The organism is Leifsonia sp. L25 (assembly GCF_050632895.1).
This window is the reverse complement of sequence record NZ_JBODRZ010000003.1, coordinates 1673793-1698227: the sequence shown is the minus strand read 5'-3', so window position 1 is coordinate 1698227 and position 24435 is coordinate 1673793. Positions and strand designations below refer to the sequence as shown.

The following is a 24435-nucleotide window of genomic DNA, read 5'->3' as shown; positions in this document are numbered from 1 at the left end:
GCACCTCCCGCTCGGTCAGCCCGAGCAGTAGGTGAGCCCGACCGTGCTCCCCTGGGGCACATCGCCCGGCGCGACCGTCTGCGTGTGGACCAGCGGCGCGCCGCTGTTCTGCTTGCAGGTGGCGTCGGCTTTCGGGTCGGCCGTCAGTCCGAGCTGCTGCAGCAGCGAAGTCGCCGCGGGCAGGGACTGTCCGGTGAGGTCGGTCAGGGTGACCTTGCCGCTCGAGACCGTGAGGCCGATCGCGTCGCCTTCGTGCGCGTTGCTGCCGGCGGCGGGAGAGGTCTGGATGACGACGTTGGCCGGCACCGTCGCCGAGTTCTGCGTCGTGACCGGGCCGAGGGCCAGCCCCGCGGTCGTCAGCGCCTGTTTCGCGGCGTCCTGCGTCATGTTGGTGAGGTCGGGCACGGACACCGCCTTCTTGCCCGTCGAGACGAAGACGTTGATGGTGTCGCCAGTGGCCACGACGATCCCGGCGGCCGGGTCGGTGCGGATGACCTGGCCCTGCTCGTAGGTGGAGCTGGCCTCCGTCGACTGCGTCCACTTGAGCTTGAGGTCTTCGAGCTGCTTCGTCGCCTTGTCGAGCGTCTGCCCGGAGAGGTTGGGGACTTGGCGGGAGCTGTCCGGCATGGTCGTGCTCGGGCCGATCCGCAGCACCCAGGCGAGGACGGCGACGATCACGACCGCCATCACAGCGATGCCCGCCCAGATCCAGATGACCGGTGGGCGGCGCTGGGTGCGGACCATCGTCTGGTCCTCCGCGAGCTGGCGGAAGGCCGCCTCCGGGCCGGAGACCGAGCTCGGCGGCGCTCCGAAGAGCGTCTCGGAGAACTCGTCGGGCTGCTTGTGGACGGGGACTCGCCCGGCGGCGGCCTCCTCCAGGTCGTGACGGAAGTCCGCGACCGTCTGGTAGCGCTCGAAGCGGTCCTTGGTGAGGGCGCGGGCGACCACGGTGTCCATCGCCGGAGACACCTTGGGATTCACGGTGCTCGGCGCGACGGCCGTCTCGCTGACGTGCTGGTAGGCGACGGCGACCGGGGTGTCGCCGCGGAACGGCGCCCGGCCGGTCAGCATCTCGAACAGGACGACGCCGGTCGAGTACAGGTCGGTGCGGGCGTCGACGGTCTCGCCTTTGGCCTGCTCGGGCGAGAAGTAGCTGGCGGTGCCGAGGACCGCGGTGGTCTGGGCGACCGTTGCGGAGGAGTCGCTGATGGCGCGGGCGATGCCGAAGTCCATGACCTTGACCTGGCCGGTCGTCGTGATCATGACGTTGCCGGGCTTGATGTCGCGGTGCACCACCCCTGCGCGGTGCGAGTACTCGAGAGCAGTCAGGATGCCCTCGGTGATGCGGACCGCCTCGGCGACCTGCAGCGGGCCACGCTTGATGAGATCTTTCAGAAGAACGCCGTCGACGTACTCCATCACGATGAAGGGGAGCTGGGCCTCGTGGCCGTTCGGCTCGCGGACCGTCTCCTCGCCGGCGTCGAACACCCGCACGATGGTCGGGTGCGTCATCCGCGCCGCGGCCTGGGCCTCCTGCCGGAAGCGCGTGCGGAACGCCGGATCCGTCGCCAGGGACGGCTTGAGCAGCTTGATGGCGACGGTACGGCCCAGCCGCGTGTCCGTCCCGCGATGCACATCGGACATGCCGCCGCGCCCGACGAGGTCGCCCACCTGATATCGGCCTGCGAGCAGGCGGCTATCTGGGCTCAAGACGGGCTCCTTTTCGGGTGGTGGCTGGTGGCTCCGGATAGTGTAGCGGGCCGACTCTGGATGTCTCCCCCGGGTGGGGGAGACCGGTCGCGTCAGCGCGGTGCGGCTCCCATCACGGCGACGGGAGCGATGTCGATCCGCCGGCCGGGACGACCGTGTAGGGCGTCGTGGGCGACTGGGCGGATTCCACGGACTCGCCCTGGTTGCAGAAGATCGAGTAGCTGAGCGTGTAATTGCCCGCGGCGGTCGGCGACCAGGTGAACTTGGAGTCGTTGACGGGAGCCTGCGGCTGCCCGTTGACGAACAGCCGGCGACCGGTGAGATTCTGGCCGGCCGGGCAGGTCGCCGAGCCGAATGACACGGTGATCTGCGAGTTGGCCGCTCCCTGACCGGACGGCGGGTTGGCGGTGACCGTGTCGCTCGGAGTCGGGATCGGCGTCACAGGCCCGTACACCTTGACCGTGATCGTCGTGCCCTTCTGCACCGGGCCGGTCGGGTTGACCGAGTACACCGTGTTGACCTGGCCGGCGGAGGACGCGGCGGAGCCGGTCTGCACGTCGGCGACCATCCCGACGCCCTGGAGCTTCTGCCGCGCCTGGTCTCCGGTCAGGCCGAGGTAGTCGCCTTCGTTGATCTGGACGGTGGTGCTCGTCTCGGTCGGCGTGGGGGTCGGGGACGGCGGTGGCGCGGTCGTGTGGACGACGGGCGGCGTCGTGGCCGTCGGGGCCGGAGTCTTCGGCTGCGCGAGCAGCGCGATGATCGTCCCGATGAGGACCAGTGCCAGGAGCGCGATCAGCGCGATGAGCGGCCAGGTCCACGGGCTGCGCTTCTTCTCCTCGACCGGCTCGTCGGTCTCCTCCTCTTCGACCACCGCTCCGGCAGCGGCGGCGGGCAGGACCGTGGTCGCCTGCGTCGGGGCGAGGTTGGGGGAGGTCATCAGCACGGTGGCGGCGTCGGCTGCGATCGCGGCGCCGAGCACGGCGGGCACAGACGCGGCCGCGGCGCGGACGTCGCCGCGGCGCAGGGCCTGCGCCGCACGCGCCAAGTGCGCCGCCGAGGCGGGACGGTCGGCGGGGTTCTTCGCGATGCAGGCGAAGACGAGGTTGCGGACCGGTTCGGCGACCGTGGGCGGCAGCTCCGGCGGCGCCTCGTTGATCTGCGCCATGGCGATGGCGACCTGCGACTCGCCGGTGAACGGGCGGCGGCCCGCGAGGCACTCGTAGGCGACGATGCCGAGGGAGTAGATGTCGGTGGTCGGGGATGCCGGGTGGCCCGACGCCTGCTCGGGCGACAGGTACTGCACCGTTCCCATGACCTGGCCCGTGGCCGTGAGCGGGACCTGGTCGGCGATGCGGGCGATGCCGAAGTCGGTGATCTTGACCCGGCCGTCCGGCGTGATCAGGAGGTTGCCCGGCTTGATGTCGCGGTGGACGAGCCCGGCGGCGTGCGCGGCGTGCAGGGCGGCGGCGGTCTGCGCGACGATGTCGAGGGTGCGGTCGGTGCTGAGGACGTGCTCGCGCTCGAGGATGGTGGAGAGCGCCTCACCGGGCACCAGCTCCATCACGAGGAAGGCGCTGCCCTCCTCCTCGCCGTAGTCGTAGACGTTCGCGATGCCTTCGTGGTTGACCAGCGCGGCGTGGCGGGCCTCCGCGCGGAAGCGCTCGAGGAAGCCGGGGTCGCCGAGGTACTCGTCTTTGAGGATCTTGATCGCGACGGTGCGGCCGATGACCAGATCGGTCGCCTGCCAGACCTCGCCCATGCCGCCGATCGCGATCCGCGACTGCAGCTCGTAACGTCCTCCGAAGGTGAGCCCTGCTGTGGGTCTCATTTATTCAGCACCGCCTCTAGTACTTTTTTCGCGATCGGCGCGGCGATGGAGTTACCCGTGCCGCTCTGACCCCGTCCACCGCCATTTTCAACGACTACCGCAACGGCGAACTGAGGGTCGTTCGCCGGCGCGAATCCTGTGAACCACAGGGTGTACGGGTCGGTCGCCCCGTTCTGCGCCGTCCCCGTCTTACCGCCGACCTCGACCCCGTCTATTCTTGCATTGCTCGCAACGCCGTGATCGACGCCGTCGACCATCATCTGCTTGATGGTGTCGGCGTTCTGCTGGCTCATCGGCTGCGAGAACTGCTGGGGCTGGAACGTCTCGATCGGCTGCAGGTCCGACGAGCGGATCGAGTCGACGAGGTTCGGCGTCATCAGCTTCCCGCCGTTCGCGACCGCGGCCGACACCATCGCCATCTGCAGCGGGGTGGCCCGGTCGTCCTTCTGCCCGAACGAGCCGAGCGCCCGCTCCGCGGGGTCGGTGTAGAGCGGGTAGACGCTCTTCTCGACCGGGATCGGGATGCTCAGGGGCTGGTTGAAGCCGAACTTGTCGGCCTGGTCCTTGATCACCTGCGGCTGAAGCTGCATGCCGAGCTCGGCGAACGGGATGTTGCAGGAGAGGATCTGCGCGGTCGCGATCGACACCGTCGCGCCGGGGCCGCAGGTGGTCAGCGAGTCGTTCTTGACGACGGTCGGGGAGCCCGGGAGGGGAGTGAGGCCACGTTCGGGAGCTGGCTGTCCTTGGTGAACTGGCCCGTCCCGAACGCGGCGGCGCTCATGACCGGTTTGAACGTGGAGCCGGGCGGGTTCAGGTTGCCGCCGATGGTGCGGTTGGTGAGCGGGCTGCCCGGGGCGGCGAGGAGCTGCTGGTAGGCCGTGTTGACGGCCGCGGTGTCGTGGGAGGCCAGCACGTTGGGGTCGTAGGTGGGCTTCGACACCATCGCGAGGATCTTGCCGGTCTTCGGCTCCAGCAGCACCACGGCGCCCTGGTAATCCCCGAGCGCGTCCCAGGCCGCCTGCTGCGCCTTCGCGACGATCGTCGTCTCGACCGTCGCGCCCTGCGGGTTCTTGCCGGTCAGGATCGAGTTGATCCGCTCGAAGAACTGCGCGTTGGAGGTGCCGGACAGCCGATCGTCGAGGGCGCCCTCCAGCCCGGTCGCCTCGCCGTTGACCGGATAGAAGCCGGTCACGGCCGAGTACAGCGGTCCGTTGCTGTACTCGCGCTGCCACTTGTACACGTCGCTCGACGGCACGGACTGCGCGATCGGCTGGCCGCCGACCAGGATCGCGCCGCGCTGGGCCGCATAGCTGTCGTTGCGCGCGCGGGTGTTCCGCGCGTCGGCGGCCAGGCTGTCCGCCTGGAAAGCCTGGAGGATCGACGTGGACACCAGGAGCGCCAGGAACATCACCAGCACGATCGTGCTGACCCGCTTGATCTCACGATTCATCGTTCAGCTCACCACCAGACGGGGTTGGTTGCGGACGGTGTCGGACAGCCGCAGCAGCAGTGCCACGATGATCCAGTTGGCCACGAGGGAGGAGCCTCCCGCCGCGAGCAACGGCGTCGTCAGACCGGTGAGCGGGATCACCCGCGTCACTCCGCCGATGACGATGAAGCACTGCAGGCCGACGGTGAACGACAGCCCCACCGCGAGCAGTTTGCCGAAGTCGTCCTGTCCGGCGAAGCCGATCCGGAGGCCGCGCGCCACGAAGATGAGGTAGAGCGCGAAGATCGCGAACAGGCCGGCCAGGCCGAGCTCCTCGCCGAGGCTCGCGATGATGTAGTCGCTCTGCGACACGGGCGTGACCCACGGCTGGCCCTGCCCGAGGCCGGTCCCGACGAGGCCGCCGTGCGCCAGGCCGAAGAGGCCTTGAACGAGCTGGAAACTGCCGCCCTGCGCGTCGTAGACCTTCTGCGAGAACGGGTCGAGCCAGTTCGCGAAGCGGTCGTGCACGTAGGGGAGGAGCTGGCTGGCGACGACCGCGCCGCCGACGATCAGCAGCAGGCCGAGGATCACCCAGCTGATCCGGGCGGTGGCGACGTACACCATCACGAGGAACAGGCCGAAGATGAGGAGGCCGGTGCCCAGGTCGCGCTGGAACACGATGACGGCCATCGACATCAGCCAGACGATCAGCAGCGGGCCGAGGTCGCGGGCGCGCGGGAAGCGGATGCCGAGGAACTTCCTGCCCACCATCGAGAGCGAGTCCCTGGCCTGCACGAGGTAGCCGGCGAAGAAGACCGCGAGGCAGAGCTTGGCGAGCTCGCCGGGCTGGAAGCTGAACGGGCCGATGCCGATCCACACCCGCGCCCCGTAGATCTCCCGGCCGATTCCGGGAAGCATCGGCAGGAGCAGCAGCACGAGCGCGGCGAGGCCGAAGATGTAGGTGTAGCGCTGCAGGACGCGGTGGTTGCGGATGACGACGATGACCGCGATGGCGCAGGCGATGGCGATCGCGGCCCAGGCGATCTGCTTGACGCCCGCGCTGTTCCAGCCGGAGTCCGCGAAGTGGATGTCGATCCGGTAGATCTCCGCGATCCCGATGCCGGTCAGGACCGTGGCGATCGGGAGCAGGAACGGGTCGGCCTGCGGCGCGACGAACCGCAGCGCGACGTGCATCCCGAGCACGAGCGCGGACAGGCCGGCGCCGAGGTAGACGAGCGTGAGGTCCAGGTGGCCCAGCGCGCCGAGCTGCACGAGGACGACCGCCGCGGCGTTGATGCCGCAGGCGATGAGCAGCAGGAACAGCTCGAGGTTGCGCTGCTTGGCAGGCAGGCGCAGCCGTTTGACCGGGCCGGTGGCCGGCCTGGCCTGCTTGCGCTCGCTCACGCTACTGTTTTGCGGCATCGGTCAACTGGTCCACGATCGCGCGGGCGGCCGCCAGGTCGTCCGCGTTGATGGTCTGCTGCACGAGCTGCTTGTCGTACTGCGGGAGGCTCTTCACTTTCACGTCCGACTCCTCGTAGACGTGCGAGAGCACGATGGGCCCGAGGTTCTGCTGCACGCCCTGATAGATCGCGACCTTGCCCGCGGGCGAGGGCCCGACGAAGAAGCGGGACTGGGTCCACTGGTACCCGAAGAGCACCGCGAGCACGATCGCGACGACGAGCACCGCCAGGCCGATCATCCAGGTGAGCCGGCGGCGCCGCGCGCGGCGCTCGTCTTCCTCGATCAGCTCGTCCAGGTAGTCGTCCGACTGCGGCTCGAAGTGCGTGGGGCCGGTGGCGGGCCGCACCGGGTGGAGGCGGAGGGTCGGGAGGCGCGTGGCGCGCGTCGTCGGCTTGGGCTCGCCGAAGTGGAGCGGCGAGGCCGCCGAGCCGACCGTGATCGGCTCCTTCACGACGTCGCCGCGGGCGACGTCCGCGATATCGACGATCACCGCGGTGACGTTGTCGGGCGCGCCCGCGTCGAGGCTCTGCTTGAGGAGCTTGTCCGCGACCTGCTTGGGGGCGTCGCGGGTGGCGAGCGCCGCGAGGAGGTCGTCGTGCTTCACGACGCCGCTGAGGCCGTCGGAGCAGATCAGCCAGCGGTCTCCGGGCCTGGTCGCGAGGATGAGGGTGTCGATCTCGGGGGAGGCGTCGACATCGCCGAGCACGCGCATCAGCACGGAGCGGCGGGGGTGGACCATCGCCTCCTCCTCCGTGATGCGGCCGCTGTCGACCAGCCGCTGCACGAAGGTGTGGTCGACGGAGACCTGGCTGAGCTCGCCGTCGCGGAAGAGGTAGATGCGGGAGTCGCCGATGTGGGCGATGGCCATCTCGTCGCCGACCCGCATCAGCGCGCTGACGGTGGTGCCCATCCCGGTGAGCTCGGGATGCTCGAAGACGGTCTCGGCGAGCAGCGAGTTGGCGGCGATCAGCGCGGACTGGAGGGCGAACTCCGCTTCGGGCGCCGTCTCGTACTCGCCGTCGGCCTCCTTGATGCGGTTGACCGCGATCGCGCTGGCGACATCGCCTCCCGCGTGGCCGCCCATGCCGTCGGCCACGACGAACAGCTCATGACCCGCGTAGCCGGAGTCCTGGTTGTTCGAGCGGATCTTCCCGACGTGGGAGACGGCCGCTGCCCGATTGCCTGCCACGGGTTACCGTCGCAGCTCGAACGTGGTCGTCCCGATCTTGATCGGGGTGTCGAGCGGGACCTGGGTCGGGACGGTGACGCGGCGGCCGTCGAGGAATGTGCCGTTGGTCGAGTCCAGATCCTGGATCATCCACTCGTCGTTCCACAGGAGCAGGCGGGCGTGGTGGGTGGAGGTGTAGTCGTCGCGGATGACCAGCCCGGACTCGCTGGACCGGCCGATGGTGATGGGGTCGCGGCCGAGCGTCAGCTCCGTGCCGGCGCGCGGCCCGGAGGTGAGGACCAGGCGGTGAGCCGTCTGGACGCTGGCGTTCGTGCCGCCGACGGCGGTGTTGGCGCCGGCCGGCAGGTTGGAGACGGGCGCATGCTTCATGACCGGCTCGGTCGGTCCTGCTGGGGCGGGGACGGGCGCGGGAGCCGCGGCGGGCGTGGCCGCCGGTGTCGGGAACGGCGAGGAGGCCGCCTGCGACTCCGGGAGCTTGCGCACGCGCTGACCGAACAGGTCGGTGCGGAGCGCGTAGACGATGCCGAACACGAACAGCCACAGCAGCAGCAGGAAGCCGAAGCGCAGCACCAGGAGGGTGAGCTCACTCGGGTTCACGATGCGCTCCAGAAGTTGTCGCCCTGCGCGGAGCCGGGAGCGCGCGTCGCTTGCGGGAGCACGCGGAAGACGATGCGGGTGCGGCCGATGGTGACGACGGAATCGGGTTCGAGGATCGCCTTCTTCACCGGCTGTCCGTTCAGCTGCGATCCATTGGTGGAGCCGAGGTCCTCCACCTGGGCGCGGTGGCCGTCCCAGGTGATCAGGACGTGCCGGCGGGAGATACCGGTGTCGTCCACCGTGATGTCGGCGTCCTGTCCGCGGCCGACGACCGTCCGCCCCCGGTGAGCGGGTAATGCCGGCCGTCGATGTCCAACACCGGCGTCCAGGCGACGTCGCCCTTCACGTTCTCGGAGTCGATCTCGAGCATCCCGACGGTGATGTCGGGGTCCTCCCGGAGGTCGATGGAGAGCCCGCCGGCGAACGCGTAGTGCTGGCTGGTGGCATGCTTCTGGGCGAACGCGATGAGCTCGTCGGTGAGCGCGGCGCCCATCGAGCTCATGCGCGTGTAGTCGGTGGGCGACATCGTCAGGATGAAGCGATTCGGAGCGAGCACCCGGTCCCGCGCGACCACGGCCGCCTTGGTGTCCATCTCCTTGCGGATGGCGCTGGTGAGCTCCACGGGCTGCAGCCCGGAACGGAAGGTTTTCGCGAACGCGCCGTTGACGGCGCGCTCGAGCCCCCGCTCGAAGTTGTCCAGAATGCCCACTAGTCTCCCGCTCCCGGCTTGGCCAGCTACATGCATGTTAGTCGGAACCCCCTGGAAGACACCCCCGCACGGCTGCCTCACAGCTCAAGACCGTTCTCAGGGCGCCGTGCGGATTCGTCCTCGAAGAGGCTGTCGTGTTAGTCTTCCTGGGTTCGCGCGAGTGGCGGAATTGGCAGACGCGCTGGCTTCAGGTGCCAGTGCTCGAAAGGGCGTGGGGGTTCAAGTCCCCCTCGCGCACGAACGAGAGGGTCGGGTCGACGGGAGTCGATCCGGCCCTTTCTTGTTGGTCGGCACACCAGGCCGGAGGCCGAGGGCGGCTACGGTCAGGCGTGGGGGGCTGCGGGAGTCGGTTCCGGCATAGTAGGACCATGACCTCCGAGGCCGCTGCCCACCCCAGGGTCGTCCTCGTCGCCGGGCCGCCCGGCGCCGGGAAGACGACCGGCTCACGGATACTGGCGCGCCATTACGGGTGGGCTTACCTGGATGCCGACACGATGTACCAGCCGATGCTGTCCGCCCTCATCCAAGCGGCCGGGTTCCCCGCCCAGGACCGCTCCCCGCAGACACTGATCCGCGCGGGTCGGAACCCAGGGAACGACGCTTTGGAAGCGGTCATCATCGATAACGTCAGCGCCGGCGTCAGCATTATTGCGACGAACACTTTCCGGTCGCGACTCAGCACACCCGGCTGGCTGGAGGCGTTCCGGGAGCGGGTGGCTGCTCACGGCGGCCGGGTGGTCGTGATCTGGGTGAGCGCGGCGGAACCGACCATCCGGGAGCGCATCCTCGCGCGCCAATCCTGGCGAGACGCGTGGAAGCTCGCCAACTGGGACCGCTGGGTGGTGGCCGCGTTGCGGCCGGCGCCTCGCGGGGTTGACGCCGTCATCACCAACGACGGTGACCGGTCGGCGTTCGAGGAGGCACTCCTCACCGCTTGCGACACTCTGCTCGGCGTGAGTCCCCGGCCACAGCGCACCGTCCTCGGATAACGGGGGCGGCTCGGATAGCGGGGGCGGCTCGGATAGCGGGGGACGGCGCCGACGATGTCGGGAGCGGCCCTTTCTGTTCTCTATGAAATGTCCCTCATCCGGGTGGCAGAACGGCGGGTCGCCGATCACTAGAGTGATCGCGCCGGGCAGCGTCGTAGCTCTCCGTGCTTGGTTTTGCGCGGAGGGGGAACACGTGGGGAAGCTGCGTCTACGGGTGGCGGTCGTCGCGATCGCGGCGGTGATCGCGGGAGTCGTGGGGTTCGGGACGCCGGCAGGGGCTGCGTCGACGGTCACCTGGTCGGGGGTGGCCTCCACCATCGACTGCTCCACCCTCCAGAGCGGCTTCTACCACTCGATGCACCTCACCGCGTCCCTCACCGGGCTGCCGGCCTCGGCGCAGTTCGTTGCCCGGGTCTACGACAGTGGCTCCGCTGTCGTCGGCGCCGACATCCCGGTGGCCACGGACGCTCAGGGCGCGGCCGCCATCGACACCGCGGTCTCCGGCTCGATCGTCTCGGGCGATCAGTACGGCGTGGTGGTCTGGTCGGGCACCACGGATGTCGCCGACACGATTGTGCAGACGACAACGTGCGCGTCGGGTGTGACCGCCACCGGGACTTTGACGGCGGACGCGGTCTGCACGAGCCGGTTCCTCGGGACGGCCAGCGACCTCGAGGACACGGCGTACCGCGTGCACGGCACCCTGACGGGCTTCGTCCCGGGGAGACCTACACGCTGGGCACCACGCCCACGTCCGGCAGCGCCTCGGCCGTCGCCGACCCGAGCGGCGCGGTCGCCTACGACCTCGTCGTCGGCGGTCCGCTGACGACGGTCGGCGCCGCCATCACCACGACCAGTCAAGCCGGCGCGGTCGGCCACTCGAACTGGGCGCTCGGGGATCCCTGTCCGGCGATGAAGACCTATCCGCTCAGAACGCCGACGAACTCGGACGTCAACGGAGACGGCCTGACCGATATCCTCGCGATCGACTACAGCGGAAACCTCCTCTTCTACCCGAACCTCTTGTCGCAGAACCCCGGCGGTCACCCCTTCATCTATGGGCGGGCGATCGGATCGGGATGGGGTCCGCAATTCGGCCTCCGGATGGAGGTGGCCGCCGACATCACCGGCGACGGCCCCGTGGAGATCGTCGCCGTGCGCACGGACGGAACGCTGGTCGCCTACTACAACAACCTCTACTCGAATGCACCGGGGATGCCGTACACGACGGCGACGGTCATCGGCAGCGGATGGCAGCCGTTCACCCACATCACGATCGGGGACGTGAACCACGACGGCTACGGCGACCTCATCGCGGAGCGGTCGGATCGCACGTACTGGCTCTATCTGAACCATTACGCCACCAACCCGGGCCACCTGCCCTTCACCTCCGGAGTCCGGATCGACGCCCCTGGGCCCGAAAACGCCTACGGGTACGCGGCCGTCGACTTCAACTGGGACGGTTACGCCGACCTCTGGAGCTACGGGGGCTGGCTGAACCCCAACCGCACTCCGGCGGGAAACAGCCAGTTCTTCGGGACCCCCTCTCCGTCACGAAGAACGCGTTGAGCGCCTTGAGTACGCTCACGCCGCAGACCGGCTGGTTGACGGGGCAGGTCACCGGGTCGGTCGTGCCCGGTCTCCTCGTGGTGAACCCCAACGGCGACGGGACTTTGCGGTACTTCGACGATCTGAGCGGGAGCGGGAACGACCCTCCCTGGATCATCGGCGACGGGTGGCAGCGATTCCGTCAGGTCATCCCGTGACGCGCCGTGGTGGATGGCGGCTGCGGGTGGCGGTCGTCGTGATCGCGGCGGTGATCGCGGGAGTCGTCGGGGTGTCGGCGCCCGCGAGTGCCACGGGGATCCAGTCGGCCGACTTGGCGGCGGCGATCGACTGCACCAGCCTGCAGGGCGGCTACTACCAGTCGCTGCACGTGACGGGGACCGTCACCGGCCTCACGGCGGCGGCCCAGTACACCGGCGACGTGCGCACCTCGACTCCCCCGCCAGAGTCGCGTTCGGCGCGGCGATCGTCGCGGATGCCCAGGGGACCGCCACGATCGACACGACGATCGCGGGCTCCTTCATCTCCGGCGGCGTCGACTTCTTCGAGCTCTTCTCCGGAGCGACGCGTGTGTTCGGGAAGACGGTCTCTCTCAACACGTGCGCATCCGGCGTCACCGTGACCGGAAAGCTGAGCGCGGACGCGATCTGCACGACGCGCTACGTCGCCCTCGGCGGCCAGGAGGCGGCCTCCACAAGTCGGATCCACGGGACGCTCAGCGGATTCGTGGCCGACGAGACCTACACCTTCACCGATATGTATGCCCCGTCCTACACCCCGGTCTCGGCGGTGGCGGACGCCAGCGGGTCGGTGCAGCTCGACTTCACGAGCAACGGTCTCGAAAATGCCGGAACCCTCATGGTGAGCACAACGAGCCAGTACCTGACCGTGGGCAGCGCGCAGCTCGTCCAGGCGGACCCGTGTCCTCCGATGTGGACGTCCTGGCCGTCGCGGCCCACCGCCACCGACGTCAACGCGGACGGACTCTCCGACATCGTGGCGATCGACTACACCGGACGGCTGCTCTACTTCCAGAACTCGTCGTGGGTGAGCTCCACGGGCGTCCCGTTCACTTCCTCGCAGACCATCGGTTCGGGCTGGGGGCCGCAGTTCGGCTTCCGTCTGGAGGCGACGGGCGACCTCACGGGCGACCAGTACGCCGAGATCGTCGCGGTCCGGTCCGACGGCGCTCTGGTCGCCTACTACAACAACATGAACTCGAACCCCGGCAGGCTTCCGTACTCGTCGGGGACGGTCATCGGCAGTGGATGGCAGGCCTTCACATCCATCACCTTCGGTGACGTCAACGACGACGGCTTCGCGGACCTGATCGCGCGGAAGTCGGACGGCACCGTGTGGCTGTACCTGAACCGCATCCTCAGCAACCCGGGGCACCTGCCGTTCAGCTCCGGCGTGCCGCTGACGATCCCCGGCCTGGCCGCCACCGACAGCTTCGTGACGGCCGATGTGAACGTGGACGGGTTCGCCGATGTGGTGAGCAACGGAGGCTGGTCGAGTGTGAACCGGACGCCCGCCGGCAGCCCTCAGATGTTCATCGACGATATGGGTCCGCAGAGCGGCGTCCTGAGCAGTCTCAGTGCGTCCGTCGCGCGGGCCGGTTGGGCGGCGGGGTGGTACAACTACTGGACGAACGACACGGGAGTCGTGATCGCCAACCCCAACGGGGACGGCACCCTCCTGTACCTGCAGGGCCTGATGGGCCCGAGTTGGGCCGCGACCACCAGGGTCATCGGCGACGGCTGGCAGAACATCCGGACGGTGCTCTCGTAAGGCGCACCCGCACGATCCGGTACCCGACCCCCACGACCAGCACCACGACGCCCGCGACGATCGAGACCACCGGCAGCGTCACCACCAGCACGAGGCAGCCCACCGCTCCCGCCACGGCCAGCGCCCGCGGATATCGGCGGTTCGCCCGGTCCTGCGTCCACGCCGACAGGTTCGCGACGAAGTAATAGAGGAGCACGCCGAACGACGAGAAGCCGATCGCGCCGCGGAGGTCGGTGACCGCGATGAGCACGCACACCACGAGGCCGAGCGCCAGCTCCGCGCGGTAGGGCACATGGAAGCGCGGGTGCACGGCGGCGAACCAGCCCGGGAGGTCCCGGTTGCGTGCCATCGCGAGGCTCGTGCGGCCGATCCCGGCGATCATCGCGAGCAGGGCCCCGAGGGCTGCGGCGGCCGCGCCGATCCGGATGACGATGCCCGGCCAGTCCGCTCCCGTCGTGTCGGCGACGGCGCCCAGCGGGGCCGGGGCCGACGCGAGTCCTGCGGGGCCGAGCGCATGAAGGGCGGAGACGGCGACCAGCGCGTAGACGACGAGCGTGATCGTGAGGGCGGTCGTGATCGCGCGCGGGATGGTGCGGGCGGGGTTCACGACCTCCTCGCCCATCGTCGCGATCCGGGCGTAGCCGGCGAACGCGAAGAAGAGGAAGCCGGCCGACTGGAGGACGCCGTAGACCGTCGGCGGCGTGCCGGGGGCCGACGCGCTCGCCGCGGTGTGCGTGAAGCCGATGACGACGGCCACCGTGAGGGCGAGCAGGGCGACCGCGACCAGGATGCGGGTGAGGAGCGCCGTCCGCGTGATCCCGAGCGTGTTGACGAGCGTCAGAATCACGACGGCGAGGATGGCGACGGGCTTCACCCAGGCGGCAGGTACCGCGTAAGTGGCGAACGTGATCGCCATCGCCGCCGAGCTGGCGGTCTTGCCGACCACGAACGACCACCCGGCGACGAAGCCGGGCCACTCGCCCAGCCGCTCGCGCCCGTAGACGTATGTCCCGCCCGAGGTCGGGTACTGGGCCGCGAGCTGCGCGGAAGAGGTCGCGTTGCAGAACGCGATGAAGCCGGCGACGACCAGACCGACCAGAAGACCTGCTCCGGCGGCCGCGGCGGCGGGCGAGAACGATGCGAAGATCCCGGCGCCGATCATGGAGCCGAGTCCGATCGTCACGGCGTCGCCGAGGTTCAAGCGGCGGGCCAGCGCGCCCGAGGTGGGGGAGGCGGGAGCGGTCACGGGTTGCAGCTTAGTCGTCGCGTGTTAATCGTAATTAGACAGTCCAGACTGCGCAGTCGTGACTGAACAGTTAGGCTGGCGAGGTGTCCGATCCCTCCGCCTCCTCCATCCGCGCCGCGCTCGACCTGCGCGTAGCCTTCGCGCGGCTCCGCCGCCGTTTGCGCGAGGTGGCGACAGAGTCCGCGGGGCTCAGCGCTCAGCAGTCGTCCGCTCTCGCGCGCATCGGCAAGGGCGAGGGCAGCACGGCCTCCCGGCTGGCCGAGCTGGAGGGCGTGCGGCCGCAGTCGATGGCGACCACGATCGCGTCGCTCGAGGAGCTCGGCCTCGTCGTCCGCGCACCCGACCCCACGGACGGCCGACGGCAGCTCGTCTCCCTGACCGACGCCGGGCGGGCTGCCGAGAGCGGCAACCTGGACGCCCGACGCGAGTGGCTGGCGCACGCGATGGAGGAGCGGCTGACGGAGGAGGAACGCCAGACGGTGCTCGCGGCGACGCTCCTGATCGAGAAGCTGGTGCGGCCGTGATCGACGTGATCGCCGCCAAGCCCGGTCCCGCCGACCGGTTCGACCGGCGGCTGCTCGCGCCGATGATGATCGGGGCGGTCCTCAACCCGGTCAACTCGTCGATCATCGCGGTCGCGCTGGTCCCCATCGCGACGGCGCTCGGCGCTCCGGCCTCCGAGACCGCGTGGCTGGTGTCGTCCCTCTACCTGGCGACCTCCATCGGCCAGCCGCTCGTCGGGCGGTTGGTCGACATGTTCGGGCCGCGGCGGCTGTCCGTCGCCGGCGCCATCCTGACCGGGATCGCGGGTGTCATCGGCGTGTTCGCGCCGAACATCGCGGTGCTCGTGATCGCGCGCGTCATCCTCGGCTTCGGCACCTGCGCGGGCTACCCGGCGGCCATGTACCTGATCCGCAGCGAGGCGACCCGGACCGGGATGCGGAGCCCGGCCGGCGTTCTGACCGCACTGTCGGTGACGACCCAGACCATCGCGGTCATCGGGCCGACGCTCGGCGGCCTCCTCATCCAGGTGGGCGGCTGGCGCGCGACCTTCGCGGTCAACATCCCGCTGGCGATCGCGTCGCTCGTGCTCAGCCTGCTCTTCCTCCCGAAGCGGACCGCGCTGGATGCAGCCCGCCCGCCCCGCGGCCGCCTCGACTACCTCGGTGTCGCGCTCTTCGCCGCCACCCTGGTGAGCCTCCTGCTCTTCCTCATGAACATCCACATCGCCCAGCTCTGGCTGCTCGGTCTCGCAGCGGTGTCCGGCGCGGCCTTCGCCCTGTGGGAGCTGCGCCGCTCCGACCCGTTCATCGACGTGCGCGTGTTCGCGGGCAACGTCCCGCTGCTGGTCACGTACGCGCGCAGCGTGCTCGCGGCGACGGTCTCGTACTGCTACCTCTACGGGTTCACGCAGTGGCTGGAGGGCGGCCGCGGTCTGTCGCCGGCCGCTGCGGGCCTCATCCTGCTGCCGACCTTCGGCATCGGGATCCTGGTCGCGTCGCTGTTCGGACGGAGGCCGGAGATCCGCTGGAAGCTCATCGTCGGCGCTGCCGGCCAGATCGTGATGGCGGTGCTGCTGCTCCTGGTGGGAGCGGAGGCCGCGCTCTGGTTCCTGGTGCTCATCGCGATCGTCACCGGTGTCCCGCAGGGGCTGGTGAACCTCGCCATCCAGAACACGCTCTACCATCAGGCCGACCCGACCCGGATGGGAGCGACGTCAGGGCTGCTGCGCACCTTCATGTACCTGGGCGCGATGCTCGCCTCGGCGGCGACCGGAGCCTTCTTCCATACGACTGCCGACACGTCCGGCCTGCACGACCTGGCCTGGTTCATGCTCGGCGCGAGTGCGCTGTTCCTGGTGATCACGCTCGTGGACCGCTCACTGCGCCGGGTGGACCGGCTCGCGACCGGCGCCGCGGAGGTGTGATCGCGCCGTAGAATCCTCACGTGTCCGAGGACGTCCCGGTGCTGAGCGAACAGCTCTTCGACGTGTTCGCGAGCGGGAGCTGGATCTTCCTGCCCGCCGGGCCCGCGCGCGGCGTCGCGACCGAGCTGGAGGCCGAGATCCTCGACGAGCAGTTCTCCTGGTGCGAGAACCCGCACCTCGGCGAAGGCTCCGGGCTCCTCGTCCTCACCTCCGCCATGAACGGCTGGATGCTGCTGCACGGCGCCACCGAGACGGTCGGCTGGGCCGCCGGCCTCCTCAGCGAGCAGCGGGACCTCTACCGGGCGACGATCGACGTGCGACTCCCGGCGATGAGCTGGAGCTTCCTGGAGCGCGGAGCCCCGACCCGCTCGGTCTCGGTGGAGCTGGGCGACGACGGCGACCTCGTGACCCGCACCTCCGGCCACCCGCTCCCGTTCGAGTCGGACGGGGTGGATCTCCCCGGCACGGGCACCGAGTACGACGCTTTCTTCTACCCGGTCGCCATCCTGGGCGAGCACGGCGTCACGCTGCACGACCTGGAGGTCGCCCTCGACCGGCCGAGCGTCACTCTGCGGGTGCGTTGACCCGGTAGCGCAGCATCACGGTCCCGGACCGGAAGGCGTGCTCCTCCTGCAACTCGAGGTGGAGCATGAGATCCGTCGGCAGTGCGGCCGTGCCCCCGCCGACGGACACCGGGACGAGGTAGAGCACGACCTCCTCGACCAGTCCGGCGCGGAAGGCCTCCGCAGCGAGCGTCGGGCCGCCGATCGACACGTCGCCGGGCGCAGCCTCCACCAGCGCCCGGACCGCGCCCGGATCGAACACCGGCTCGACCGTCGTGCGCGGCGTGGAGACGCCGGTGAGCGACGACGAATACACGATCTTGTCGGCGTCGCGCCAGATCTCCGCGTACTCGCGGATCACCTCCGGCGCGTCGCCGCCGCCCATGTCCTGCCAGACGCGCATGGTCTCGAACATGCGGCGACCGTAGAGGTATGTTCCGATGCCGCGCTCGCGGGCGTTGACGGCGGCGTGCACCTCCTCGTCGGGGGCAGCCCAGTCGAACGAGCCGGAGGTGTCGACGGTGTAGCCGTCGAGGGACGCGAGAGCCGAGAAGACGAGGGACATGCGGCGACTCTAGGCCCGCGCGGTCACGAGGGGGAAGGACTCAGTGCGGGAGGAGCACGGCCAGCGCCCGCAGCTCGTTCCCGAAGACCAGCGGCACGACCACGTCGAGCGCGAATCCGATCACGAGAACAAGCGACGCGGCGCCGGCCGCGAGGATGACCAGCGCGGAGAGCAGCCTGAGGTAGGCGTTGTCCGCCACGCCCGCGAGCGTTCCCCGTGCTCGCACCAGTCCCCCTGGTGGTGGCGGTGCTCCAGCGTGGTCATCGTCTCCCCCTCCTCGGCCGGCCCCTCGTCCGGCCGATGCGTGGCCGTCCGCTGGGCGGACCGGTCACGGCATCAAGTCAAGCGGGGGAGGGCGTGCCGGGCATCGGCCGATGGTCGGGAGGGGGTCATCCCGTGGGATGATCTGCGGCCACCGTGCAGCCGTACCCGGTGTCGGGCGCCTGCGGCACGTCGCCGGTCGCCGAGGCGAGGCGCCGGGCGAGCTGCTCGCGGCGGGCCTCCAGGACAGCGATCGCGGCCTCCACCTCGGCGAGGCCGTCGAGGTACGCCGTGACGGAGGCCGGGCACTCATCGCTGCGGGCGTGGCCCGAGCCGAGGCAGGCGATGAAGGGCGCGGCCTTCCCGGGCGGGATCCCGGTGGCGGCGAGCTCACGGATCTCCCGGACCGCCCGCAACTGGACGTCGTCGTAGTCGCGGTAGCCGTTCGGCAGCCGCTGCGGCGCGACGAGTCCGAGGCGCTCGTAGTAGCGCACGGCCTTCACTGTCACGCCGGCCCGGCCGGCCAGCTCGCCGATCTGCATGTCCCACCTCGCGGAGCCTGGATGATTCGCTCCGCCGTCAGCGTAAACCCTGACCCCTGGGTCATGGTCGAATCGCGCTACACTATTAGTTAGTGCCCTAACTACACGGGTCGGTGGGAGAGCAGAGAGAATGTCCGGACGCTTCGCGCAGTGGTACGCGCGCTGGAACGCCAAGCTGATCCGCGTGGCCGGCCCGGCCCAACTCGGCGCGGGCCACCCCGAGGGTCCCGACCTCCGCTCGCCCGCCGCGCCGTGCCCGATCTGCGGCCGGCCGATGACCGAGCACTCCGTGCTGCGGCCCGAGGGCCAGCGCGACGCGAGCCGGCTGGTCTGCCCAATCGCCGCCTGAGCGCCCACAGCCCCGCCTGAGCGTCCTGAGGAGTTCAGGGTTCCTTGACGGCCGCCGCGATGATCGTCCGCAGGCTCTCGCGCAGGTTCAGGATGTCGTCCATCGGCAGGCCGAGCCGTTCCACGATCCGCGGCGGGATCTTCTCCGCCTCGGCGCGCAACTCGCGGCCGGCACCCGTGAGGGTGACCTCCAGGGCGCGCTCGTCGGCGACGCTCCTCCTGCGCTCGACGTAGCCGTTGGCCTCCAGCCGCTTGAGCAAGGGGGAGAGGGTGGCCGGCTCGAGCTGCAGCGCGTCGCTGAGCTCTTTCACCGACCGCGGCTCGCGCTCCCAGAGGGCGAGCATGACCAGGTACTGCGGGTGGGTCAGGTTGAGCGGCTCCAGCACCGGCCGGTACAGCGCGATCACACTGCGCGCGGCGACGGCGAGGCCGAAACAGACCTGGTTCTCCAGGGCGAGGAGGTCTTCGGACACGTCGGTCATTCTAGGCTCCGGCCCTGTCGTCCTGCCTGATCACCCGGCCCGGGAGAACTCCGAGGCCCGCGCGATCCGATCCGGGGTGAGCGCGACGCCGGTGTAGCGCTCGAACTGCCGCGCCGCCTGCAGGGCGATGACCTCCGCGCCGGTGATCAACCGCTTGCCCGCCGCCCGTCCCGCGGCGACGAGCGGGGTCTCGGAGGGGAACGCGACGACGTCGAACACGACGGAGGCCCGCTGCACGAACGCGTCGCCGAACGCCCGCGCGGACTCGTCCGCTCCACGCATCCCGAGCGGGGTGACGTTCACGATCACGTCGAAGTCCGGCTCTGGCTCGCTCGCCGTCCAGGTGTACCCGTACTTCTCGGCCAGCGCCGTCCCGGCGTCCGCGTTCCGGGCCAGCACCGTCAGATCGTCGAACCCGGCGCCGCGGAACGCCGCGACGACCGCCTTGGCCATGCCGCCCGACCCGCGCACGATGACGCGCGACGCGGGATCGACCGCGTGCTCGCCGAGCAGCTGCGCGACGGCCTCGTAGTCGGTGTTGGAGGCCGTGAGCAGCCCGTCCTCGTTGACGACGGTGTTGACCGACTCGATCGCCAGCGCCGACGGCTCCAGGTTGTCGACCAGCGGGATGATCGCCTCCTTGAACGGCATCGACACCGAGCAGCCGCGGAAGCCGAGCGCCCGGATGCCGCGCACGGCGCCCTCCAGATCGTCGGTGGTGAACGCCTTGTAGACGAAGTTCAGGCCGAGCTCGTCGTACAGGAAGTTGTGGAACCGCGTGCCGATGTTGCTGGGACGGCCGGACAGCGAGATGCAGACCTGCATGTCCTTGTTCAGGATGGGCATGCGTCCATTGTCGCAGGGCGCCTGAACTCCTTCGCAGCCGCCCCTCATCCGACCGTTACGTTCACAACTTGACTACAACTCAGCGATCATTCACTCTTATCGCATGACCGCCACTCAGGGTCTTCCCCCGCGTGGCGCACGCAATCCCGGGTCGCAAGGCGCGCTGAGGCACTTGAACCAGGAGCGGCTCGTCGAGTTCCTCCTGGCCAACGGACCATCCACCCAGGCTGAGCTGGCGCGCGGGACGGGACTCTCCACCGCCACCGTGTCGAACATCGTCCGCGACATGGCGGCGAAGGGCGTCGTGGAGACCTCGCCGGTGACCTCCAGCGGCCGCCGCGCGCTGCTCGTGCAGCTCACCGACACGGGGGACATCGCGGTGGGAGTGGACTTCGGCCGCCGGCACGCGCGCATCGTGCTCGCCACCCTCGGCTACGAGGTGATCGCGGAGGAGGAGATGGCCTTGCCGCTCGGCTACGACGTCGCCGGCGCCGTGGGGCAGGCGGCGGAGTTGCTCGACCGGATGCTGGCCGCCGGCGGCCACGACCGGCAGGCCGTGCTCGCGGTCGGGATCGGCATCCCCGGTCCCATCGACCGGCGCACCGGCACCGTCCTGCAGGGTGCCATCCTCCCGGAGTGGGTGGGCGTGCGGCTGCGCGACCTGGTGGAGGCCTTCCGGTTCCCGGTCGTGGTGGACAACGACGCCAACCTCGGCGCGCTCGCCGAGGTGACCTGGGGCGCCAACCGCGGCGTCCGCAACCTGATCTTCGTCAAGATCGGCACCGGCATCGGCGCCGGGCTGATCCTCAACGGCCTGCCGTACTACGGGTTCCTCGGGATCACGGGCGAGCTCGGCCACACCCCGGTCACCGAGCAGGGAGTGATCTGCCGGTGCGGCAACCGCGGCTGCCTGGAGACCATCGCCTCCACGAGCGTGATGATCGAGACGCTCGGGCACGGGAACAACGCGCCGGTGAGCACGGCGGACATCCTCCGCCGCGGACGCGAGCGCGACCCGGCGGTGCTCCGCGTCGTGAGCGACGCCGGCACGGCGATCGGCCAGGCGATCGGCAACATCGCGAACGTCATCAACCCGGAGCTGGTGCTCATCGGAGGACCGGTGGTCGGGCTCGGGGACGCGCTCCTCGAACCGATCCGGCGCGGCATCCAGCACAACGCCATCCCGGTCATCGCCGAGACGACGATCGTGCGGATCTCATCGCTCGGCGACCGCGCCGAATCGCTCGGCGCCGCCGCACTGGTCATCCAGGGCGCCCTCGACGGCAGCGAGTAGCGCCCGACATTCGTGACGAATGTCGCGTTTGCGCGCGCCATTCGGGACATTCGTGACGAATACGGGATTCCGTTATGCATCCGTTGTCTTCACTATTTGACGCCAAGACTGAATTTAGCGTTTACTACTTAGGCGCAACCCACGCACCCGTACAGCTCGTACCCAGCCCGAACAGCACACCAAGGAGCGACGATGCCGTCGAACGCAGTCATCCTGCAGATGCGCGCCATCACCAAGGAATTCCCGGGAGTGAAGGCGCTCGAGGATGTCTCCCTCACCGTCCACGCCAACGAGATCCACGCCATCTGCGGAGAGAACGGCGCAGGCAAGTCCACGCTGATGAAAGTCCTCTCCGGCGTGTACCCGTTCGGGACTTATACGGGAGACATCGTCTACCAGGGCGAGGTCATGCGCTTCAGGGACATCAAGTCCTCCGAGCAGCGCGGCATCGTGATCATCCACCAGGAGCTCGCCCTCATCCCGGAGCTCTCCATCACCGAGAACATCTTCCTCGGCAACGAGCCGGGGCGCGGCGGCGTCATCGACTGGAACGAGGCCAAGCGCCGCGCAGTCGAACTGCTCGCGCGCGTCGGCCTGAACGACGACCCGGACACGCAGATCAAGAACATCGGCGTCGGCAAGCAGCAGCTCGTCGAGATCGCCAAGGCGCTCAACAAGGACGTCAAGCTCCTCATCCTCGACGAGCCGACCGCCGCGCTCAACGAGGCGGAGTCCGCCCACCTGCTCGACCTGATCGTGGGCCTGAAGCACAAGGGCGTCAGCTCCATCATCATCAGCCACAAGCTCAACGAGATCGAGAAGGTCGCCGACCAGATCACGATCATCCGCGACGGCCGCGCGATCGAGACCCTCGACGTCAAGGGCGACGGCGTGGACGAGGACCGCATCATCCGCGGGATGGTCGGCCGCACACTCGAGAGCCGCTTCCCCGAACGGACGCCGAACATCGGCGACGTGCTCTTCGAGGTGCGCGACTGGGTCGTCCAGCACCCGCAGGTCGCCGACCGGCTCGTGGTCAAGAACTCCAGCTTCACCGTTCGCCGCGGCGAGATCGTCGGCTTCGCCGGCCTGATGGGCGCCGGCCGCACCGAGCTCGCGATGAGCGTCTTCGGCCGCTCCTACGGCACCTTCGTCTCCGGCGAGGCGTACAAGGACGGCAAGCCGATCCAGCTCCGGACGGTCTCCGAGGCGATCGACAACGGCCTCGCCTACGTCAGCGAGGACCGCAAGGTGCTCGGCCTCAACCTCCTGGACGACATCAAGCAGTCGATCGTCGCGGCCAAGCTGAAGAAGATCGCCAAGCGCGGCGTCGTCGACGATCAGCAGGAGTACGCGGTCGCCGAGGAGTACCGGAAGAACCTGCGGATCAAGACGCCCGACGTCGACCGCGGCGTGAGCACGCTCTCCGGCGGCAACCAGCAGAAGGTCGTGCTGGCCAAGTGGATGTTCACCGACCCGGACATCCTCATCCTCGACGAGCCGACGCGCGGCATCGACGTGGGCGCCAAGTACGAGATCTACGGCATCATCCAGCAGCTCGCCGCGCAGGGGAAGGGCGTCATCGTCATCTCCTCCGAGCTGCCGGAGCTGCTCGGCATCTCCGACCGCATCTACACGATCTTCGAGGGGCAGATCACCAACGAGCTTCCGATCGCGGAGGCCACCCCCGAGACCCTCCTGAAAAGCATGACCTCGGCCAAGAAGAAGGCAACCCGATAATGACCACTCAGATCGAAGCGAAGAAGAAGTCCGGCGGGATCCGCGACCTCGGCAAGATGTTCGGCGGCGGCCAGTCCACCGGACGCCAGTTCGGCATCCTCGGCGCGCTCGTCGTCATCGTCCTGCTGTTCGAGCTCCTCACCGGCGGCAAGACCCTCGACCCGGTGAACCTGATCAACCTGGTCAACCAGAACGCGTACGTCCTGGTGCTGGCCATCGGCATGGTGATGGTCATCATCGCCGGCCACATCGACCTGTCGGTCGGCTCGGTGGCCGCCGTGGTCGGCATCATCGTCGCCCAGTCGATGACGCAGTGGCACTTCCCGTGGCCGATCGCCATCCTGCTCGGCCTGGTGGTGGGCGCCGCGATCGGCGCCTGGCAGGGCTGGTGGGTCGCCTACGTCGGCGTCCCCGCGTTCATCGTGACGCTCGCGGGCATGCTCATCTTCCGCGGCCTCAACCAGCTCATCGGAAACGCCAACACCATCCCGGTGCCGGACGGCTTCACGTTCATCGGCGGCGGCTTCCTGCCCGAGTGGGGGCCGAACACCGGCTACAACAACTCGACGCTGCTGCTCGGCATCGTCATCGCCGTGGTCATCGCGCTGCTCGAGATCCGCACCCGTCGCAGCCAGACCCGGATGGGCTCCGAGAAGGCGCCGCTCTGGGTGAGCGTCTTCAAGGTCGTCGTGCTCGACGCCGTCGTGATCTACTTCACCTTCCTGTTCGCGGGAGGCCGTGTCGGCACGTCCTTCCCGGTCTCTGGCATCATCCTCGGCGTCCTGATCATCCTGTACTCGTTCATCACCCGGAACACGATCTTCGGCCGCCACATCTACGCGGTAGGCGGCAACTCGCACGCCGCGGAGCTGTCGGGCGTCAAGATCAAGCGCGTCAACTTCTACGTGATGATGAACATGTCGGTGCTCGCGGCTCTGGCCGGCATGATCGCCGTCGCCCGCTCGGTCTCCTCAGGCCCGCAGGACGGCCTCGGCTGGGAGCTCGACGCGATCGCCGCCGTCTTCATCGGTGGAGCCGCGGTCTCCGGCGGCATCGGCACCGTGGCCGGCTCGATCGTCGGTGGTCTCGTCATCGCGGTCCTCAACAACGGCCTCCAGCTCCTCGGCGTGACCAGCGACTGGGTGCAGATCATCAAGGGCCTCGTCCTCCTGATCGCGGTCGGCATCGACGTCTACTCGCACCGCCGCGGCGGCCCCTCGCTGATCGGGCGCCTGTTCGGCGGCCGCGGACGCCGGGAGACCGCGGTCGACGCCGCCGGCGCGGAGCAGCCCGCAGTCCTCCCGACCTCCGACCCGGCCGAGGACTCGTCCCGGTCGCTCACCTCCTGA

General features: G+C 69.3%; 25 protein-coding genes, 1 tRNA gene and 2 pseudogenes. 13 read left to right on the top strand and 15 right to left on the bottom strand.

Features of this window, described 5'->3' with window-relative positions; genetic code table 11:
* Window positions 1–15: 15 nt before the first annotated feature.
* The 7 genes and pseudogenes from pknB to ACRAWC_RS12290 all read right to left on the bottom strand — a co-directional run bounded on the left by pknB (window position 16) and on the right by ACRAWC_RS12290 (window position 8926).
* Window positions 16–1710, bottom strand: a complete 1695-nt coding sequence (gene pknB, locus ACRAWC_RS12320; protein ID WP_431347986.1) for a Stk1 family PASTA domain-containing Ser/Thr kinase — start codon at window positions 1708–1710, stop codon at window positions 16–18.
* A gap of 112 nt (window positions 1711–1822) precedes the next feature.
* A complete protein-coding gene (locus tag ACRAWC_RS12315; RefSeq protein ID WP_431347985.1) occupies window positions 1823–3538 on the bottom strand; it encodes a serine/threonine protein kinase in 1716 nt (571 codons plus the stop codon).
* Window positions 3535–4988 (bottom strand): annotated as a pseudogene (locus ACRAWC_RS12310) (peptidoglycan D,D-transpeptidase FtsI family protein). Before ACRAWC_RS12310 ends, ACRAWC_RS12315 begins: the two are co-directional and overlap by 4 nt.
* Before the next feature lie 3 nt (window positions 4989–4991).
* Window positions 4992–6389, bottom strand: a complete 1398-nt coding sequence (locus ACRAWC_RS12305) for an FtsW/RodA/SpoVE family cell cycle protein (RefSeq protein ID WP_431347984.1) — start codon at window positions 6387–6389, stop codon at window positions 4992–4994.
* Window positions 6373–7620 (bottom strand): PP2C family protein-serine/threonine phosphatase, encoded by a 1248-nt coding sequence (locus tag ACRAWC_RS12300; RefSeq protein WP_431347983.1) that lies wholly within the window; start codon window positions 7618–7620, stop codon window positions 6373–6375. The genes ACRAWC_RS12305 and ACRAWC_RS12300 overlap by 17 nt, the downstream gene beginning before the upstream one ends.
* A gap of 3 nt (window positions 7621–7623) precedes the next feature.
* Window positions 7624–8217, bottom strand: a complete 594-nt coding sequence (locus ACRAWC_RS12295) for an FHA domain-containing protein FhaB/FipA (protein ID WP_431347982.1) — start codon at window positions 8215–8217, stop codon at window positions 7624–7626.
* A pseudogene (locus tag ACRAWC_RS12290) lies at window positions 8214–8926 on the bottom strand (FhaA domain-containing protein). The gene ACRAWC_RS12295 and the pseudogene ACRAWC_RS12290 overlap by 4 nt, the downstream one beginning before the upstream one ends.
* Before the next feature lie 154 nt (window positions 8927–9080).
* On the opposite strand from ACRAWC_RS12290, the gene ACRAWC_RS12285 reads away from it, so the two are divergent.
* The 5 genes from ACRAWC_RS12285 to ACRAWC_RS12265 all read left to right on the top strand — a co-directional run bounded on the left by ACRAWC_RS12285 (window position 9081) and on the right by ACRAWC_RS12265 (window position 11681).
* A tRNA-Leu gene (locus tag ACRAWC_RS12285) sits at window positions 9081–9163 on the top strand.
* A 131-nt stretch (window positions 9164–9294) separates the two neighbouring features.
* Window positions 9295–9915 carry an AAA family ATPase gene (locus tag ACRAWC_RS12280; RefSeq protein WP_431347981.1) on the top strand — a complete coding sequence of 207 codons (621 nt, stop codon included), beginning with the start codon at window positions 9295–9297 and terminating at the stop codon, window positions 9913–9915.
* A 193-nt stretch (window positions 9916–10108) separates the two neighbouring features.
* On the top strand, window positions 10109–10741 hold the full coding sequence (locus ACRAWC_RS12275; RefSeq protein WP_431347980.1) for a hypothetical protein: 633 nt from the start codon (window positions 10109–10111) through the stop codon (window positions 10739–10741).
* A gap of 86 nt (window positions 10742–10827) precedes the next feature.
* On the top strand, window positions 10828–11484 hold the full coding sequence (locus tag ACRAWC_RS12270) for an FG-GAP repeat domain-containing protein (protein WP_431347979.1): 657 nt from the start codon (window positions 10828–10830) through the stop codon (window positions 11482–11484).
* Complete coding sequence (locus ACRAWC_RS12265; RefSeq protein WP_431347978.1) at window positions 11481–11681, top strand: hypothetical protein; 201 nt, start codon at window positions 11481–11483, stop codon at window positions 11679–11681. The genes ACRAWC_RS12270 and ACRAWC_RS12265 overlap by 4 nt, the downstream gene beginning before the upstream one ends.
* On the opposite strand, the gene ACRAWC_RS12260 is transcribed toward ACRAWC_RS12265, so the two are convergent.
* Both ACRAWC_RS12260 and ACRAWC_RS12255 read right to left on the bottom strand, forming a co-directional pair.
* Entirely contained in the window at window positions 11671–11817 is a 147-nt protein-coding gene (locus tag ACRAWC_RS12260) for a hypothetical protein (RefSeq protein ID WP_431347977.1), read from the bottom strand. The two genes, ACRAWC_RS12265 and ACRAWC_RS12260, sit on opposite strands and share 11 nt — an antisense overlap.
* Before the next feature lie 56 nt (window positions 11818–11873).
* Window positions 11874–12080 carry a hypothetical protein gene (locus ACRAWC_RS12255; protein ID WP_431347976.1) on the bottom strand — a complete coding sequence of 69 codons (207 nt, stop codon included), beginning with the start codon at window positions 12078–12080 and terminating at the stop codon, window positions 11874–11876.
* A 19-nt stretch (window positions 12081–12099) separates the two neighbouring features.
* Here ACRAWC_RS12255 and ACRAWC_RS12250 point away from each other — a divergent pair, with 19 nt between their 5' ends.
* Entirely contained in the window at window positions 12100–13272 is a 1173-nt protein-coding gene (locus tag ACRAWC_RS12250) for an FG-GAP repeat domain-containing protein (protein WP_431347975.1), read from the top strand.
* Here the strand turns inward: ACRAWC_RS12250 and ACRAWC_RS12245 are convergent.
* A complete protein-coding gene (locus tag ACRAWC_RS12245) occupies window positions 13229–14518 on the bottom strand; it encodes an APC family permease (protein ID WP_431347974.1) in 1290 nt (429 codons plus the stop codon). The two genes, ACRAWC_RS12250 and ACRAWC_RS12245, sit on opposite strands and share 44 nt — an antisense overlap.
* 83 nt (window positions 14519–14601) lie before the next feature.
* Here ACRAWC_RS12245 and ACRAWC_RS12240 point away from each other — a divergent pair, with 83 nt between their 5' ends.
* Genes ACRAWC_RS12240 through ACRAWC_RS12230 form a run of 3 tightly spaced genes read left to right on the top strand, consistent with a single transcriptional unit; the run spans window position 14602 to window position 17029 of the window.
* Window positions 14602–15042: a MarR family winged helix-turn-helix transcriptional regulator gene (locus ACRAWC_RS12240; protein WP_431347973.1), complete on the top strand. Its 441-nt coding sequence runs from the start codon at window positions 14602–14604 to the stop codon at window positions 15040–15042.
* Window positions 15039–16445 (top strand): MFS transporter, encoded by a 1407-nt coding sequence (locus tag ACRAWC_RS12235; protein ID WP_431347972.1) that lies wholly within the window; start codon window positions 15039–15041, stop codon window positions 16443–16445. The genes ACRAWC_RS12240 and ACRAWC_RS12235 overlap by 4 nt, the downstream gene beginning before the upstream one ends.
* Before the next feature lie 20 nt (window positions 16446–16465).
* Complete coding sequence (locus ACRAWC_RS12230) at window positions 16466–17029, top strand: hypothetical protein (RefSeq protein WP_431347971.1); 564 nt, start codon at window positions 16466–16468, stop codon at window positions 17027–17029.
* Here ACRAWC_RS12230 and ACRAWC_RS12225 read toward each other — a convergent pair.
* The 3 genes from ACRAWC_RS12225 to ACRAWC_RS12215 all read right to left on the bottom strand — a co-directional run bounded on the left by ACRAWC_RS12225 (window position 17010) and on the right by ACRAWC_RS12215 (window position 18376).
* Window positions 17010–17573 carry a dihydrofolate reductase family protein gene (locus ACRAWC_RS12225; protein WP_431347970.1) on the bottom strand — a complete coding sequence of 188 codons (564 nt, stop codon included), beginning with the start codon at window positions 17571–17573 and terminating at the stop codon, window positions 17010–17012. The genes ACRAWC_RS12230 and ACRAWC_RS12225 overlap by 20 nt on opposite strands.
* Window positions 17574–17613: 40 nt before the next feature.
* On the bottom strand, window positions 17614–17799 hold the full coding sequence (locus ACRAWC_RS12220; RefSeq protein ID WP_431347969.1) for a hypothetical protein: 186 nt from the start codon (window positions 17797–17799) through the stop codon (window positions 17614–17616).
* Between the two features lie 163 nt (window positions 17800–17962).
* Complete coding sequence (locus ACRAWC_RS12215) at window positions 17963–18376, bottom strand: MerR family DNA-binding transcriptional regulator (protein WP_431347968.1); 414 nt, start codon at window positions 18374–18376, stop codon at window positions 17963–17965.
* Between the two features lie 130 nt (window positions 18377–18506).
* On the opposite strand from ACRAWC_RS12215, the gene ACRAWC_RS12210 reads away from it, so the two are divergent.
* Window positions 18507–18725 carry a hypothetical protein gene (locus ACRAWC_RS12210; protein WP_431347967.1) on the top strand — a complete coding sequence of 73 codons (219 nt, stop codon included), beginning with the start codon at window positions 18507–18509 and terminating at the stop codon, window positions 18723–18725.
* Between the two features lie 34 nt (window positions 18726–18759).
* Here ACRAWC_RS12210 and ACRAWC_RS12205 read toward each other — a convergent pair whose 3' ends face one another.
* On the bottom strand, window positions 18760–19197 hold the full coding sequence (locus ACRAWC_RS12205; protein WP_431347966.1) for a MarR family winged helix-turn-helix transcriptional regulator: 438 nt from the start codon (window positions 19195–19197) through the stop codon (window positions 18760–18762).
* Window positions 19198–19236: 39 nt separating this feature from the next.
* Window positions 19237–20052, bottom strand: a complete 816-nt coding sequence (locus tag ACRAWC_RS12200; protein ID WP_431347965.1) for a shikimate 5-dehydrogenase — start codon at window positions 20050–20052, stop codon at window positions 19237–19239.
* A 103-nt stretch (window positions 20053–20155) separates the two neighbouring features.
* Between ACRAWC_RS12200 and ACRAWC_RS12195 the strand changes: the two genes are divergently transcribed.
* The 3 genes from ACRAWC_RS12195 (at window position 20156) to mmsB (ending at window position 24435) form a co-directional block, all read left to right on the top strand.
* Window positions 20156–21346 (top strand): ROK family transcriptional regulator, encoded by a 1191-nt coding sequence (locus ACRAWC_RS12195; protein WP_431347964.1) that lies wholly within the window; start codon window positions 20156–20158, stop codon window positions 21344–21346.
* A 192-nt stretch (window positions 21347–21538) separates the two neighbouring features.
* Window positions 21539–23086: a multiple monosaccharide ABC transporter ATP-binding protein gene (gene mmsA, locus ACRAWC_RS12190; protein WP_431347963.1), complete on the top strand. Its 1548-nt coding sequence runs from the start codon at window positions 21539–21541 to the stop codon at window positions 23084–23086.
* Window positions 23086–24435 carry a multiple monosaccharide ABC transporter permease gene (mmsB, locus tag ACRAWC_RS12185; RefSeq protein ID WP_431347962.1) on the top strand — a complete coding sequence of 450 codons (1350 nt, stop codon included), beginning with the start codon at window positions 23086–23088 and terminating at the stop codon, window positions 24433–24435. Before mmsA ends, mmsB begins: the two co-directional genes overlap by 1 nt.